We start from the raw sequence: 14,514 nt of genomic DNA, 5'->3' as shown, positions 1-14,514 counted from the left end.
GGATCGGTGGGGTGGGGTGATCCTGGGGCACCGCGCTCGCTGGCATCTGCCACGCCCGCTGGCTGAGCGCCCGTCGGAGGTGGCGTCACTCCGCTGGTTGAGTAGCCGCCGGAGGCGGCGTATCGAAACCCGTGTCACGGTCCGCTACACGGATCTCGATACACTCGCGGCTCCGCCGCGAGCACTCGATCAGCGGGGTGGGTGGCGGGCGGTCTCGCCGCGGAGGTTCCGCAGCCGGGGGATCGGCGGGGGTCAGTGCGGGGCGTGGTACTCGGTCTCGCCGGACTTCCAGTAGCCCTTGACGACGATGTGGTCGGCGTCGAGACCCCAGCGGTCGAGGAGGAGGGCGCGGCCGGTCTTCACGATCGCCTGCTCGGCGGCGACGAAGCCGAACACCGCGCCCGCGGGCCGGTCGTCGGCGCCGAGCGCGTCGAGGCGCGCGGCCAGCGCCGTGCCGGGTGCCGCGTCGCCGCGGTGCACCTGCTCGACGACGACGCCCGGCGGGGTGTCGATCGGCAGCTCGTGCGCGGCATCCGTGACCTCCACGAGCACGCGGCCGACGGCCCCGGCATCCATCAGGTGCGCGAAGCGGCGCATCGCGGGCACGGCGGTCTCGTCGCCGGCGAGCAGCCAGCCGTCGGGGCGTCCGTTCAGCACCATCGAGCCGCGCGGCCCGCCGATGCCGGCGATCGCGCCGAGCTCGGCCGTCGCCCCCCACGGCGCCGCGACGCCGTCGGCGCCGTGCACCGCGAACTCCAGGTCGAGCCAGCCGTCCTCGGCGTCCCACGCGAGCGGCGTGTACTCGCGGCTCGGTGCGGCGCGCAGCTCCTCGACCGAGGCGGGCGGCGCGTCGGGGAAGAAGATGCGGATGTGGTCGTCGGAGCCGGGGGAGTCGAAGCCGCGCAGGTCGGCGCCCTCCAGGCGCACGCGCACGTAGTCGGGCGTCAGCCACTGGCGCGCCGCGAGGTGCACCGAGCGGAAGCGCAGCTCCAGCGCCTGGCGTTCGAGGGTGAAGGTCATGTCATGCTCCGTTCTCGACACGGTGGTAGACGGCGAACTTGCCGCCGGGGCCGTCGACGACCGTCACCGGGGTGCGGAAGACGCGGGTGAGGACGTCGTCGCGGATGATCTCGTCGGGCGTGCCGTGCACGGCGATCCTGCCCTCCTCCATCGCGATGATGTAGTCGCTGTACGCGGCGGCGAAGTTGATGTCGTGCAGCACGATGACGATCGTGCGCCCCAGCACGTCGGCGGCGCTGCGCAGCTGCTGCATCATCTGCACCGAGTGCTGCGCGTCGAGGTTGTTCAGCGGCTCGTCGAGCAGCAGGTAGTCGGTGTCCTGCGCGAGCACCATCGCGACGTACGCGCGCTGGCGCTGGCCGCCCGAGAGCTGGTCGAGGAAGCGCTGCTCGAGGTCGGTGAGGTCGAGGAAGTCGATCGCCTCCGAGATCTTGTCCTCGTCGTGCTGCGTGAGCCGGCCGGCGCTGTAGGGGTAGCGGCCGAACCCGACGAGCTGGCGGATCGTGAGGCGGGTGACGAAGTGGTTCTCCTGGCGCAGGATCGACACGGTCTTCGCGACCTGCTTCGACGGCGTCGCGTGCACGTCGAGCCCGCCGACCTCGACGGTGCCCTCGTCGGGGGCGAGCAGCCGCCCCATCATCGTGAGCACGGTCGACTTGCCGGCGCCGTTGGGCCCGACGAGGGCGATGATGCCGCCGGCGGGGATGTCGATGGAGACCGGGCCGATCTCCACGTCGCCGCTGTAGCGTTTGCGCACGTTCGAGAGGCGGATCACAGGCGGCCCTTTCGCAGGATGACGATGAGGAAGACGAGCCCGCCGATGAGCTCGACGATGATGGTGACGGCATCCACGAGCTGGAACACGTGGCGCAGCAGGAAGTACGCGCCGGCCAGCACGACGAAGCCGAGCAGCCAGGCGACGGGCAGGATGCGGCGGTGGTCGTAGGTGTCGGTGATGGCGTAGGCGAGCGTCGCGACGAGGAAGCCGAGGAACGTCATCGGCCCGATGAGCGAGGTGCTCATCGCCATCAGCACCGACACGAGGGTCAGCATGAGCATGATCTCGCGCCGGTGGCGCAGGCCGACGTTGGTGGAGATGTCGGCGCCGAGCGCGATCACGTTGAGGCGCCGGGCGAGCAGCCAGATCGTGCCGCCCGCGAGCGCGCACACGGGGATGACGAACCACAGGAAGTCGGTGTTGGCGTTGCCGATGTTGCCGAACAGCCGCGCGGTCAGCACGTCGAACTCGTTCGGGTCGAGCATCTGCTGCATGAACGTCGACAGGGCGCCCATGCCGGTGCCGATGATGATGCCGACGAGCAGCATCACGTGCAGATTGCCGAACCGGCCCGAGAGCAGCCACGAGTACAGCAGCACTGCGAACAGCACCATCAGCGCCGACTGCAGCAGGAAGCGCGCGAACGGGCTGAGGCTCACGAGGCCCGTCGTGCCGAAGAAGAACACGATGGACGTCTGGAGCAGCACGTACAGCGACTCGAAGCCCATGATCGAGGGCGTGATGATGCGGTTGTTCGTCGCGGTCTGGAACGTGACGGTCGCGATCGACTGGCAGAACGTCACGAGCGCGATGACGATGATCGCCGAGACGCGCATGCGCGAGATGCGCCACCAGCGTTCGCTGAACGGCTCGTACTGGTTGCCCCACGACAGCAGCAGCACGGTGATCGCGACGGCGGCGACGATGAGTCCCGTGAGCACCAGCAGGTAGCGGAGCCGATGGGCCTGAGAGGTGTAGGGGCCGACGCGCCGGGCGGATGCCGCGGGCGGCGCGTCGACGCCCTGGGCGTGTGGTGAGAGGGCGTCAGCGGGCACTGGCCCTCCTTGTGCGCAGCAGCATGAAGATGAAGACGACGGATCCCACGACGCCGAGCACGAGCGAGATGGGCACCTCGAAGGGCATGATGATCGTGCGGCCGATGAGGTCGCACACCGTGACGATCCAGATGCCGGTGAGGAACACCCACGGCAGGTTGGTGCGCAGGTCGTCGCCGCGGATCATCGACACGAGGTTCGGCACGATGAGCCCGAGGAACGGCAGTGCACCGATGACGACGGTGACGACGCCCGTGGTGAGCGAGACGAGCCCGACGCCGAGCAGCACGACGCGCTCGTAGTTGAGTCCGACGTTCGTGGCGATGTCCTTGCCGAGGCCCGCGACGGTGAAGCGGTCGGCGACGATCCACACGGTCACCGCGACGAACAGCACGATCCACAGCGGCTCGTAGCGGCCGATCTCCACGCTCGTGAAGCGGCCCATGAACCAGCTGCCGAGCACCTGGAGGTAGTTGAACTGCAGGGCGAGGAAGGTGGAGATGGCGCTGATGACGGCGCCGAACATGATGCCGACGATCGGCACGATGAGGGAGGACTTCAGCGTCACCCGGCGCAGGAAGGCGAAGAAGATCAGCGTGCCGACGAAGGCGAAGACGATCGCGACGACCATCTTCATGAAGACGCCCGACCACGGCATGACGATGTAGGTGAAGAGCAGCCCGAGGCCGGCCCACTCGGTCGTGCCGACGGTCGTCGGCTCGACGAAGCGGTTCTGGGTCATCAGCTGCATCACGAGGCCGGCCATCGCCATGCTCGCGCCCGCGAGGATGAGCGCGGAGGTGCGGGGGATGCGGGTGATCCAGAGGAACTCGTGGCCGCGGCCGGTCGTGTCGGTGATGTCGGCGACGCCCGTGAAGATCGAGACGATCACGAGGCCGATCGTGAGCACGACGGCGATGAGCAGCGGCCAGGCGCTGCGCCATCCCGACCGTGTGCGCGCGGCGGCGGAGGACGAGAGGGCGTCGACGTTGGTGACACGTCGTGCGGGGGGCGTCTGAGTGGACATGGCGGGATTCCCGGGGGAGATGCAGGTCGCTGCCACGGTTCTCGGAGAGCCGTGGCAGCGACCTGCGTGCGTGTCAGTGCGTCACTTGGCGCTGCTGAACAGCTCGGTGAGGCCTTCGAGCACCGTGGTGAAGGCGAAGACGTCCTCGGTCAGGTAGAAGTCGGCCGGGAAGACGTAGATCGCCTGGTTCTTCACGGCGGGCACGTTCGCGAGCGCGGCCGAGCCGTTGATGAGCTCGAGGGCCGGCGTGGCCTTCTCGCCCTCCTCCGAGACGGCGGCGTCGCGGTCGAGCACGATGAGCACGTCGGCGTTCGCCTCGGCGAGGGCCTCGAGCGAGACGCTGTCGCCCGTGTGGCTCTCCGAGCCCTCGGTGTCGAGCGCGGGCGTGAGGTCGAGCAGGCTGAAGAAGACGCTCGCACCGCGGCCGTCGAACGGGTTCGAGTAGTTGATCTCGCCGCCCGCCGTGACGAGGCCCATGACCGTGAGCGCGGGGTCGTAGGCCGCCTTCGCGTCGTCGATCGCCGCGTGGAACTGGTCGAGGATGGCCTGGGCCTCGGCCTCCTTGTTGAAGATCTCGCCCATGAGGGTCACGCTCTGGGTCACGTACTCGTCGACCGTCTGGTCCTCGGGGCCCGTCATGTCGATGAACGCGGCGTCGGGAGCGGCCTCCTTCACGCCGTCGGCGGTCTCGCCGCTGTAGCGGTAGCCGTTGATGATGACGTCGGGGTCGGCGGCGACGAACTGCTCGAAGTCGGGCTCGCGGTGCGTGCCGGTGTTGAGGATCGACTCGTCGTCGACCAGCGGGTTGTTCGGGCTCATCAGATCGCGCGGCGCGACGGTGACGGGGAGGTCCCAGTCGGCGGCGAGCTGGAAGAAGCGGTTGTCGGTGATGCCGACGCTGTCGGCGCTCTCGATCGTCACCTCGTTGCCGGCCATGTCGGTGACCGTGATGGGGTAGTAGCTCTCGTCGGAGGCGGCCGGGGCCGACTCGCTGTCGGTGCCGGCGGGCTCGGCGTTGCCGGAGCAGCCGGCGAGCAGGAGAGCCGACGCGGCGACGAGTGCCAGCGTCGCGATGGGGCGGGACGTGGCGGTGGGACGGGTCAGGGACATTGCTGTGCCTCCTCTGGGTGTGTGGGGATCGGCGCGAACGCGCGAACACTGAGGGAGCGCCTGCGGGCCGCCGTTGGCACCCGCATTTTTAGGTAAGGACTACCTAAGGGGCGCGATGACGAGGCTAGCCTCTCCTGTCTCGGATTTCCAGCCGAGAAACGTGTGCGATGTGCAGAAATCCTGATCAAGAAGACAAAAATCGTTTCGTGCGCACGGGCCCCAGCCACAGGACCACCGTCACGGCGGTGAGCGCTCCGGCCGCCATGATCGCTGCGAGCACGATGATCTGAAAACGTCCCGCCTCCAGCGGCGAGAGGCCTCCGAAGATCGCGCCGACGAACGCGCCCGGCAGCACGACGAGCCCGGTCGTGCGGGTCTGGTCGATGGAGGGGATGAGGGCGTCGCGCACGCTGCGCCGCGCGAGGTCGAGCGTGGCGATGCGCGGCCGGGCCCCGAGCGCCAGCCAGCCCTCGACCTCGTCCCAGTGGTCGGCGACCGCCTCGGTGAACCGGCGCCCCGTCAGCGTGGCGACCGTCATGGCGTTGCCGATCACGATCGCGCCGACCGCGAGCACGTAGCGGGGCGAGAACTCGAGCGCGCGGGTGACGAAGACGACGGTGAGCGCGACGCCGACGCCGAGCCCGATCGCCGAGGCGCAGATCGCGAACGCGCGCATCGACCAGCCCATGCGCCGCGCGCCGACGGACGCCGCGACCACGAACATCACGACGAGTGCGAGCGCGATCCAGCCGGGCTCGGCGATGATGCCGGTGAGCACGAAGCTCAGCACGGCGAGCTGCACGACGCCGCGCGCGATCGCCGCCGCGGGCGCCCACGGCGATCGCACGCCGAACACCGCGAGGGCCGCCGTCGCGACGGCCGCGAGAACGCCGATCGCGACGACGGTCGAGATCCAGTGCGGCTCCGGGGTCACGCCTCGGAGTGTAGCGAGCGCCGGACGCGGATGCCGGGGCCCGCCGCTCCCGTTCTCCCGCGCGGCGGGTCCTCCCGTGCACGGTGCAGGAGAGACCCGGCCCGCGGGCCTGCGCGCCCGGCGGGGCGCCCGGCATCCGCGATTCGTCCTGCACGGCGCACGGCCGCGGGCTCCTGCGAAGGCGCGAGGATGCGGCGGACAGATGCGGCGGACAGACGCGGCGGGCAGGAGAACGCCGCGCCGGCTCAGCCGGCGCGGCGTCGATCGCGCGGCGGGCGCGTCACCCCTCCGGCTGCTCGCCCCAGTAGGCGACCATCCACACGACGCCGAACCTGTCGGTGAGCATGCCGAACGTGCCGCCCCACGGCGGCGTCTGATAGGGCTCGATGACCGCGCCGCCCTCGGCGAGGCCGTCCCAGGCCGCCTGCAGGCGCTCGGCGTCGTCGCCGCTGAGCGACACCGAGATGCCGCCGGGCGGCGAGTACGGCATGCTGCTGGGCGTGTCGGACGCCATGAGCACGAGCCCGTCGTCCGTCGTGAGCTGGCCGTGCATGACGAGGCTCTCCTCGCCCGCGGGGGCCATGTCGGGGAACGAGCTGAACTCGTCGATCTGCAGCTCGCCGCCGAGCACGGACTGGTAGAACTCGAGAGCTTCGCGGGCGCTGTTCTTGAATGAGATGTAGGGGTTGAGACTCAGGGGCATGATGCCCTCCTTCCGGTGCCAGCACCAGTGTCGCGCGCCCCTCCGACATCCACAACGGGGTCAGCGCGATCGGTGGTCCTCGGGGTGCAGCCGCGGCCCGCGGCGCGGCTCGTGCACGCCGCTGAGTCCGATGAGCTGGATGACGCGCTGGCGGTGGCCGCGCCACGGCTCCAGCAGCTCGAGCATCCCGTCGTCGTCGACGCGACCGCCGGTGAGCGCGAACCCCACCTCGTGCGCGAGGTGGTAGTCGCCGACGCTCACGGCGTCCGGGTCTCCGAGCGCGCGGATGCGCATCTCGGCGACCGTCCACGCGCCGATGCCGCGCACGGCCGCCGGGTCGCCGCCGCGCTCGATCGCGGCGCGGCGGCGGGAGGCCTCCACGATCGTGCGCGACTGCGGCGGCTCCACGCCGGCGCGATGCCACGTCCAGCTGGGGATGCGCCGCCAGTCGGCGGGCGGGGCGAACAGCGGCACGGGGGTCGGTCCGGGGGCGCGCTCGCCGCACCACGTGAGCAGCGACCGCCACGCCCCGAAGGCCTGCAGGCCCGTGACCTTCTGCTCGATGATCGCCCCCGCGAGCGCGTCGAAGACGAGATCGGTCGCGCCGAGGCGCAGGTCGGGATGCCGGCGGTGCGTCTCCGCGATGAGCGGATGCCGCGACGCGTCGAAGCCCTCGACGCTGTCGGCCTGCCCGCACAGCCGCGGCAGCTGGTCGAGCGCCCACGCGGCGCCGGGGCCCCACGCCGCGGCGCGCACGCGGGCGCGTCCGATGCGCAGCGCGAGGGTCGCGACGCCCTCGGGCGTGCGGCTCGCCCGCCAGATCACGCCGTCGTGCTCGCACTGCGCCGGGTCGCGGGGGCCGCGTTGCTGCCGCCGCACCGCGCGCCGCACGTCGATCGCGACGCGCAGCTCGGTCTCGCGCGGCCGTTGCTCCATGCGCCTACCGTACGTGCCCCCGCCGACGTCCTCGCCCCCGCCCCGCCTTCAACTTCAACCGCGGCATTGTGCGGGTGCTCGCGCGTGGCACCCGCACAATGCCGCGGTTGAAGCAACGGGTTGACGCAACAAGGCCGGGCTCGGGGCGTGTCCGGGGGCGCGGTTAGGGTGGATGGCGGGCCACCGATCGCGAAGGAATGCAATGACCTCTCACACGTCCTCGTTCGCCGATCGTGTGAAGGCCCGCATCGGCGACATCGGCCGGTCGGACCTGTCGCGCGCCACGAAGATCATCTCGGCCGTCTCCGCGGCGTACTCGGCGAAGGTCGTCGGCCAGGAGCGGTTGCGCACGAGCCTGCTCGTGGCGCTCGTCGCCGACGGGCACGTGCTGCTGGAGAGCGTGCCGGGCCTCGCGAAGACGACGGCCGCGAGCACGCTCGCCGACACCGTCAAGGCGCAGTTCAAGCGCATCCAGTGCACGCCCGACGTGCTGCCGAGCGACATCACCGGCAGCCAGATCTACGACGCCGCGAACGGCACGTTCCGCACCGTGCTGGGCCCCGTGCACGCCAACTTCGTGCTGCTCGACGAGATCAACCGCTCCAGCGCCAAGACCCAGTCGGCGATGCTCGAGGCGATGCAGGAGCGGCAGACGACGATCGGCGGCGAGGTCTTCCCGCTCCCGAAGCCGTTCCTCGTGATCGCGACGCAGAACCCCATCGAGCAGGAGGGCACCTACGAGCTGCCCGAGGCGCAGATGGACCGCTTCCTGCTCAAGGAGATCGTCGACTACCCGAGTCCGGCCGAGGAGCTGCAGATCCTGGAGCGCGTCGACTCGGGCGTGCTCGACGCCACCCACCACGTGAGCGCGACCGTCGACCTCGACGACATCGCCTTCCTGCAGGGCATCGCGGGCCGCGTCTACGTCGACGACGCGATCCGCAACTACATCGTGCAGCTCGTCTACGTGACCCGCAACCCCGCGCCCTACATCGGCGAGCAGCGCGGCCGGCTCATCAAGTACGGCGCGAGCCCGCGCGCGACGATCGCCTTCCTGCGGGCCGCGCGCGCCCTCGCGCTCATCGACGGCCGCCAGCACGTGACGCCCGACGACGTGCACGCCCTGCGGCACGTCGTGCTGCGCCACCGCGTGCTGCTCACCTTCGAGGCGGATGCCGAGGGCGTGCGCAGCGAGGACATCATCGACGACGTGTTCGGCGCCGTCCCCGCCCCGTAGTCCCCATGCCCGCCGCCTCCACGAGCCTGATCACGAGGGTGAAGAGCAAGCTCTTCGTCCGGTCGTGGCTGCGGTCGATCCACGCGCTCGACGGCTCGCATCCGTCGCTGCAGCTGGGTCGCAGCCACGACTTCGAAGACCTGCGGCCCTACCAGCACGGCGATCTCGTGCGCGACATCGAGTGGCGCGCGACCGCCCGGCAGGGCGAGCCGATGGTCAAGCGCTCCCGCGTGCCGCGCAAGCACACGGTGCTCTTCGTGGTCGACACGGGCCGCCGCATGTCGGCGCTCGCGCGCGACGAGCGGCCCAAGCACGAGCTCGCGGTGCTCGCGATCGGCGTCATCGGCCTGCTCTCGCTGCGGCACGGCGACGACGTCGCGCTCGTCTCGGGCTGCGCGGGTCTCGTGCGGCGGCTCCCGCCGGGCGGCGACGAGGGCTCGCTCGAGCGCCTGCTGCGCAGCGTCGACCGCGACCTGGCCGACCCGCACGGCGCGAGCGCGCTCGACGCGGTGCTCGCCGACGTGACGCGCACCGTGACGCGACGGATGGTGGTCGTGGTCGTCACCGACGAGTCGCCCGTGACCGACGAGATGGCGCGGCTCGTGCGCCGCCTGCGGGCGCAGCACGACCTGCTGTGGGTCACCGTCGCCGACGCCGAGCCGGTCAAGGATGCCGCGGTGCGCGGCCCGCGGGCCGACGTCGACTCCGGGTGGATGCTGCCGTCGTTCGTGCACGGCGACGCCGAGCTCGTCGCGCAGCTGCGCGCGCTCGACGCGGCCGACCAGGAGCGTCGCGAGGCGCTGCTGGCGTCGCAGCACGTGAGCCACGCGCGGCTCACCGGCCACGACCACGCGATCCTGGAGATCCTGCGCATGCTGCACCGGAGGTCGCGTGTCCGGGTCTGAGCAGTTCTATCCGCCCGCGCAGTACGGCCCCGTCTGGCTCGTGTGGCTGCTCGTGGCGATCGCGGCGCTCCTGGTCGTCGCGTGGCTCCTCCTGCGCCGGCGCCCCGAGCCGCCGGCCGCCCCGCCGCCCGCCGAGGTCGCGGCGCCCGCGCAGCCGGTCGCGCCGGCGCCGCAGACGCTGCGCTCGGAGTACCTCGCGCGCATCGACCTCGTCGAGATCCTGCACAAGAAGGGGCAGCTCGACAAGCGCGCCGCCCACCTCGAGCTGAGCCGCCTCGTGCGTCAGTACGTCAACGAGCACTCGGGGCTCGAGGCGCCCGTGCTCACCCTCTCGGAGCTCCGCGCGCGCGGCGTGCACCCGTCGCTCGTCGACGCGATGCGGAAGAGCTTCTACCCCGGCTCCTTCGAGGAGAGGCCGTCGCGCTCGGTGCGCACGGCCGTCTCCGCGGCGCGGCGGGTGGTGAACACATGGCGCTAGCGCAGGGATGGGCGCTCGTCGCCGTGCTCGGGGCGCTCGTCCTCACGCTGCTCGTCGGCGCGGCGATCGGCCTGTGGACCTCGCGCGCCCGGCGCGGCGGCGCGGCGGCCGCCGTGGCGCGGGCCGAGCGGGTGCGGGCGCTGCCCGCGTTCCAGCGCACGGTGCGCCGCCGCATCGTCGCGCTCACGGCCGTGCTCGCCCTCGGCGCGGGGGCCGTGATCGTCACCGGCGTGCTCGTCGCGCGCCCGCAGTCGGTGCGCACCGTCGACCCCGTCGCCTCGCACCGCGACATCGTGCTGTGCCTCGACGTGTCCGGCTCGATGGCCGAGGTGAACCACGACCTCCTCACGATGTTCGCCGGTCTCGCGGCCGAGTTCCGGGGCGAGCGCGTGGGCCTCACGATCTTCGACGGCTCGGCCGTGCAGGTGTTCCCGCTCACGAGCGACAGCGCCTACGTGCAGCGGCAGCTGGGCGATCTCGCGGCCGCGGGGAACAGCCGCGAGATGCACGCGGGCACGCATCTGGGACCGTCGTCGTCGCTCATCGGCGACGGCTTGGCCGCGTGCGTCCTGCACTTCGACCAGCCCGACCTCGACCGCTCGAGGTCGGTGATCCTCGCGACCGACAACTACTCGGGCGACGGCACGATCGTGACGCTCGAGGAGGCGGCGGCCTATGCGGCCGATCACGGCGTGCGGGTCTATGCGATCAACCCCGACGCCTCCTACGGTGACCCCGCGTATCAGCTCGTCGCCGCGGCCCAGTCGACGGGCGGCCGCGGATACGACCTCGCCGCGTCGGACACGATCGACAAGGTCGTCGCCGACGTGCGGCGCGAGGCGATCGCCGAGCTGCGCGGCAAGCCGCAGGCCGTCGAGACCGACGCCCCCGGCCCGTGGATCGTCGCGGCGGTGCTCGCGGCCGGCGCCTTCCTCGTGGTGATGGAGCGGGTGAGACTGTGATCCTGCAGCCCCTCGTGCATCCCGTGCTCATCGCCGTGCTCGCCGCGGCGCTGCTGTTCGTCGTGGCCAGCGGGATGCGGCGTGCGCAGGGCGTCGGCTCACGGCTGCTCTGGGTCGGCCGCATCGTCCTCGTGCTCGCGTGCATCGCGATGCTGCTGCGTCCCGGCATCCCCGGCGTGCCCGGCCGCATCGCCGCGAGCGGACTCGACGTGCTCGTGGTCGTCGACACGACGGCGAGCATCGTCGCCGAGGACTGGGACGGCGACCGGCCGCGTCTCGACGGCGTGCGCGACGACGTCGACGCGATCGTCGAGGCCTACCCGGGCGCGCGGTTCGCGCTCGTGACCTTCGACGCCGAGGCGCAGCTGCGCATGCCGTTCTCGCACGACACGACGGCGCTCGGGTCGGCGATGGAGATCCTCGCGCCCGAGGTCACCGACCGGTCGCGCGGCAGCTCGATCGGCGTCGCGCACGCGCTCGTCGCGCAGACGCTGCGCAGCGCCGCGGAGACGGGCGAGGGCCAGGCGCGGCTCGTGTTCTATCTCGGTGACGGGGAGCAGACGTCGGGCGGCGAGCCGGAGTCGTTCGCCGAGTCGGCCCCGTTCGTCGACGGCGGGCTCGTGCTCGGCTACGGCACCGCGGAGGGCGGGCGGATGAAGCGCACGAGCGGGACGCTCGGCGATGACGCGGATGCCGGGTACATCTCCTACGAGGGCGCCGACGCGCTGTCGGTGATCGACGACGAGGCGCTGGGCGCGATCGCGAGCGACCTCGGGGTCGCCTATCAGCGGCGCGACGCGGCATCCGCGCCCGACCTGCCCGCGGCGCCGCGGACGACGGTCGACCACGCCACGACCGCGTCGGCGCGCATCGTGGGCGACCTCACCTGGATCCCCGCGATCGCGTTCGTCGCCGTGCTGCTGCTCGAGCTCGGCCGGGCGACGCTGCGCGTCGTTCAGCTGCGGCGTCTCGCGGCTCCGGCGTCCGCGGCGGTGCCGCCTGAGCCGGTGCCGGATCCTGGTCCGGCGAGCGGCGGGCGGGGCGAGGCCGCGCGCGAGGGGAGAGGCGCATGAACCGCCGGACGCGCCGCATCGTGGCGTGGGCGGTCATCACGCCGCTGGCGTTGGGCGTCGCGGCGTACGCGGTCAAGATCGTCGGCATGTACCGGCTCGCCGACGACGCGATCTCGTCGTACTGGGCCGTCGACTACCCGGGCACGATCGACGCCGCGCGAGGGCTGGAGCTCCTCAACCTCTTCGAGCCCTACAAGGCGCCCTTCAACAGCGGCGTCGGCTACGCGGCATCCGGCGCGTTCGACGAGGCGCGCGTCAGGTTCGAGGAGGCGCTCGAGCTCGCGACCGGCGTCGAGGCGTGCCCCGTGCTCGTCAACCTCGCGCTGACGATCGAGCGTCAGGGCGACGACGCCTCCGCGGATGCCGAGTGGCTGCGCGCGTACGACCTCTACGCCGAGGCGGCGGCCGTCGCAGGCGGCGCGCCGGCCGAGTGCGCCTCGGAGAGCGCCCGTGAGCAGTCGCCCGACCCGCGGCGATCGATGAGCGACGCCCTCGACGAGGCGCGGGAGCGGGCGAGCGAGAAGGCGCAGGAGGCTCAGGAGAACGCGGCTCAGGAGCAGGACGGCGCGGGCGCGGGCGGCGATCGGGGCGACGCCGACGGTCAGGACGGCTCCGGCGGGCAGACGGGGTCGGGCGGGCAGCAGGGGCCGGGCGGGCAGCAAGGTGCGGACGACGAGCAGGAGCCGGACGGCGAACAGGGTCCAGGCGGTCAGCAGGGCGGCGACGGCGCGTCCGGATCGAGCGGACGGTCCGGCACGGACGGCGACGACGACCGAGGCGGCACCGGCGGCGCAGACGGCTCGCAGGGCGACGGCGGTGACACCGCGCAGGGCGACGGCACGAGCGGACCCTCCGACGAGAGCCTGGAGCGGCTGCGCGAGCGGATGGACGAGAGCGCCGGCGAGCGCTCCCGCGAGCTCTCGAACGGCCGGTACGGCGGTGGGATGTCGTCCGACAGGGCGGAGCGGCCATGGTGAGGTGGGAGTCGGATCGCGACCGCTATGCGCCGCTTCCCGACGGGGCGCCGCCGCTGCCTCCGCCGGGCGGCTATCGCAACGCGCGTCGCACGTCCACGGCCGCCGTGGTGGATGCCGCGGCCGGGAGCGCCCGTGCCGCGTCGGACCCCGCGGCGCCGGCGGCATCGACGGCATCCGCCGCCGCGAGGCCGCAGACGACGGCATCCGCACCGTCGGCGCCCACGACGACGGCATCCCCTCCGACGGCATCCCCGAGATCGCCCTCCCGGAAGCGCTCCTCGACGAGGACCGCGAGGAGACGGGAGAGGAGAAGGGCCGCGGAGGAGGCCACCGCGGCATCCGCGGCGCGTGCGGCCCGGCGGCGGCCGACCGCGCTCGGGCTCGCCGTGCTCGCGATCGCGATCGTCTTCGCCGCGGTGCTCGTGATCGTGATGCTCGCGGGCGCCGGCCGGGGGCTGATGTCGGGATTCGCCGTCGTGCTGCAGCTCGTCGTCCTGGCCGCCGCGCTCGCCGCGCTGCGCTCGCCCCGCGCGCGACGGCACGCGGCCATCGCGCTCGCCGTCTCGCTCTTCGTCAACGTGTGGACCGTCGGCACCGTGGGCATGCTGCGCGCCGCCGAGACCCGCGACTACGCGGGCGTCTCGACGTACGCGCAGGAGCACGCCGCGACGTTCCCGGGGCGCAAGGGGTACGACAGCGCGGAGCACGCCGACGATGTCTACCATTTCGCGTCCTACGAGGAGGCGGTCGCGCGCACCGAGGAGCTCATGCGCCTCGTGCGCGAGGAGATCACGGCGCAGACCGGCATCGTCTGGGTCGAGTACGCGCCCGCCGAGACGCGCACGGTGCCCAACGGCTACGGCGGCGACTCGATGTACCTCGAGTACCGGCCGTCGGTGTGGGTCGCCGATCGCGCCGTCACCGACGTCGCCGAGAAGACCGCGATCGCCGAGGCCTACGTGCGCATCGTCGAGGCGCACGACCCCTCGGCCTACATCTCGCAGCGCAACGATCCCGACGAATGGGGCGACTACGCCGACGAGGACTTCCAGCACCGTCGCTGGGGCGGCGACGACATCGCGACGCAGCACACGTGGCAGACCGCCGCGTGGCTGGACGAGTTCGGCATGGCGCTCGAGATCGTCGACCTCTCCGCGCCGACCGCCGACGACGACCTGCTGAGCTATCGCGCCTACGTCGAGCAGTACGTCGGCGAGCCCCGCGAGGGCGTGATCCTGTCCATCAACCCCGTCGACGCCGTCCCCGAGGCGCAGCGCGCGGAGTTCGTCGAGCGGATGCAGGAGTATCCCGACCTCTGA

General features: G+C 72.1%; 16 protein-coding genes. 7 read left to right on the top strand and 9 right to left on the bottom strand.

The window, feature by feature from the left end; genetic code table 11:
- Positions 1-252: 252 nt before the first annotated feature.
- The 8 genes from AOA12_RS17020 to AOA12_RS16985 all read right to left on the bottom strand — a co-directional run bounded on the left by AOA12_RS17020 (position 253) and on the right by AOA12_RS16985 (position 7,563).
- Positions 253-1,020 carry a siderophore-interacting protein gene (locus AOA12_RS17020; RefSeq protein ID WP_054685466.1) on the bottom strand — a complete coding sequence of 256 codons (768 nt, stop codon included), beginning with the start codon at positions 1,018-1,020 and terminating at the stop codon, positions 253-255.
- Between the two features lies 1 nt (position 1,021).
- Positions 1,022-1,795 carry an iron ABC transporter ATP-binding protein gene (locus AOA12_RS17015; protein ID WP_054685464.1) on the bottom strand — a complete coding sequence of 258 codons (774 nt, stop codon included), beginning with the start codon at positions 1,793-1,795 and terminating at the stop codon, positions 1,022-1,024.
- Positions 1,792-2,853 (bottom strand): iron chelate uptake ABC transporter family permease subunit, encoded by a 1,062-nt coding sequence (locus AOA12_RS17010; RefSeq protein WP_197280957.1) that lies wholly within the window; start codon positions 2,851-2,853, stop codon positions 1,792-1,794. The genes AOA12_RS17015 and AOA12_RS17010 overlap by 4 nt, the downstream gene beginning before the upstream one ends.
- A complete protein-coding gene (locus AOA12_RS17005; protein WP_082406340.1) occupies positions 2,843-3,880 on the bottom strand; it encodes an ABC transporter permease in 1,038 nt (345 codons plus the stop codon). Before AOA12_RS17005 ends, AOA12_RS17010 begins: the two co-directional genes overlap by 11 nt.
- A gap of 81 nt (positions 3,881-3,961) precedes the next feature.
- Positions 3,962-4,990, bottom strand: coding sequence for an ABC transporter substrate-binding protein (locus tag AOA12_RS17000; RefSeq protein ID WP_054685461.1), 1,029 nt, complete (start codon positions 4,988-4,990; stop codon positions 3,962-3,964).
- Between the two features lie 184 nt (positions 4,991-5,174).
- Positions 5,175-5,924 carry an ABC transporter permease gene (locus AOA12_RS16995; RefSeq protein ID WP_054685458.1) on the bottom strand — a complete coding sequence of 250 codons (750 nt, stop codon included), beginning with the start codon at positions 5,922-5,924 and terminating at the stop codon, positions 5,175-5,177.
- Between the two features lie 280 nt (positions 5,925-6,204).
- A complete protein-coding gene (locus AOA12_RS16990) occupies positions 6,205-6,627 on the bottom strand; it encodes a VOC family protein (RefSeq protein WP_054685453.1) in 423 nt (140 codons plus the stop codon).
- Between the two features lie 60 nt (positions 6,628-6,687).
- Positions 6,688-7,563, bottom strand: coding sequence for a DNA-3-methyladenine glycosylase family protein (locus AOA12_RS16985; protein WP_054685452.1), 876 nt, complete (start codon positions 7,561-7,563; stop codon positions 6,688-6,690).
- Between the two features lie 202 nt (positions 7,564-7,765).
- Between AOA12_RS16985 and AOA12_RS16980 the strand changes: the two genes are divergently transcribed.
- Genes AOA12_RS16980 through AOA12_RS16955 form a run of 6 tightly spaced genes read left to right on the top strand, consistent with a single transcriptional unit; the run spans position 7,766 to position 13,195 of the window.
- A complete protein-coding gene (locus AOA12_RS16980) occupies positions 7,766-8,800 on the top strand; it encodes an AAA family ATPase (protein ID WP_054685450.1) in 1,035 nt (344 codons plus the stop codon).
- A 5-nt stretch (positions 8,801-8,805) separates the two neighbouring features.
- Complete coding sequence (locus AOA12_RS16975; RefSeq protein WP_054685448.1) at positions 8,806-9,705, top strand: DUF58 domain-containing protein; 900 nt, start codon at positions 8,806-8,808, stop codon at positions 9,703-9,705.
- Positions 9,692-10,183 carry a hypothetical protein gene (locus AOA12_RS16970; protein ID WP_054685445.1) on the top strand — a complete coding sequence of 164 codons (492 nt, stop codon included), beginning with the start codon at positions 9,692-9,694 and terminating at the stop codon, positions 10,181-10,183. Before AOA12_RS16975 ends, AOA12_RS16970 begins: the two co-directional genes overlap by 14 nt.
- Positions 10,174-11,145, top strand: a complete 972-nt coding sequence (locus tag AOA12_RS16965) for a vWA domain-containing protein (RefSeq protein ID WP_054685444.1) — start codon at positions 10,174-10,176, stop codon at positions 11,143-11,145. The genes AOA12_RS16970 and AOA12_RS16965 overlap by 10 nt, the downstream gene beginning before the upstream one ends.
- On the top strand, positions 11,142-12,218 hold the full coding sequence (locus tag AOA12_RS16960; protein WP_082406339.1) for a VWA domain-containing protein: 1,077 nt from the start codon (positions 11,142-11,144) through the stop codon (positions 12,216-12,218). Before AOA12_RS16965 ends, AOA12_RS16960 begins: the two co-directional genes overlap by 4 nt.
- The gene (locus tag AOA12_RS16955) at positions 12,215-13,195 is read left to right on the top strand and encodes a hypothetical protein (protein ID WP_054685441.1); all 981 of its coding nucleotides are present in this window, start codon (positions 12,215-12,217) and stop codon (positions 13,193-13,195) included. Before AOA12_RS16960 ends, AOA12_RS16955 begins: the two co-directional genes overlap by 4 nt.
- A 70-nt stretch (positions 13,196-13,265) precedes the next feature.
- On the opposite strand, the gene AOA12_RS23235 is transcribed toward AOA12_RS16955, so the two are convergent.
- Positions 13,266-13,526, bottom strand: coding sequence for a hypothetical protein (locus AOA12_RS23235; protein ID WP_156366559.1), 261 nt, complete (start codon positions 13,524-13,526; stop codon positions 13,266-13,268).
- A gap of 55 nt (positions 13,527-13,581) precedes the next feature.
- Here AOA12_RS23235 and AOA12_RS16945 point away from each other — a divergent pair, with 55 nt between their 5' ends.
- Entirely contained in the window at positions 13,582-14,514 is a 933-nt protein-coding gene (locus AOA12_RS16945) for a hypothetical protein (protein ID WP_156366558.1), read from the top strand.

Source organism: Microbacterium sp. No. 7, assembly GCF_001314225.1.
In the GTDB taxonomy this organism is placed as follows: Bacteria; Actinomycetota; Actinomycetes; order Actinomycetales; family Microbacteriaceae; genus Microbacterium.
Note: the sequence above shows the minus strand (reverse complement) of the source record. Positions and strands in the feature narration are given on the sequence as shown.